This is a genomic window from Janibacter sp. CFPM2_SD2, assembly GCF_057364645.1.
Map to the genome: position 1 here is coordinate 1 of NZ_JBNFOF010000418.1, position 527 is coordinate 527.

The 527-nt window shown below is 78.2% G+C and carries 1 pseudogene; it reads right to left on the minus strand.

Annotated features, from left to right (window positions below):
• A pseudogene (locus tag AC2W7J_RS18725) lies at positions 1 to 442 on the minus strand (hypothetical protein); the annotation flags it as partial.
• Positions 443 to 527: the final 85 nt, after the last annotated feature.

Genomic DNA, 527 nt, shown 5'->3' on the forward strand with positions numbered 1-527 from the left:
GACGGTCACGGGGTAGCCGGGCCGGGGTGATGGCCCGCGCCCGGATGCCGGCCGCCGTCTGCGCCTGGAGGATCGCGTGGCTGCGCAGGGCGTAGCCGGACCCGGTGTGCGGGAGCGAGTTGGTGAGCAGGTGGGTGACGCTGCGGCGGCGAGCGCGCTCACGCCGGCCCGGCATCGGGGGCACGGCGAGCCGGTGCCCCGGAGTGAGGAGCCGACGCTCGGACCGCAGCCGCTCGGCCTGCCGCCGGTCGCCACCGCGGTCGCTCGACGAGAGCGCGTCGATCGCCCCCGAGATCTCGCCGTCGGACCACAGGGCGCGCGAGCGCAGCCTCCCTTCGCCCGTGGTCGTGCCCGAGACGATGAGCTCGAGCTCGTCGCGCAGGCGCGAGGGACGGGCCCGCTCGAGCAGGGAGCGGGCCTGCTCCGGCCGGTCGGCGAGCACGTGCCCGAGGGCGGCCGTCGTCGGGCTCGACCCGAGCCGGGCCAGCGGTCGGCGACGCGGTCACGATCCGCCGGCGAGCCGGCCG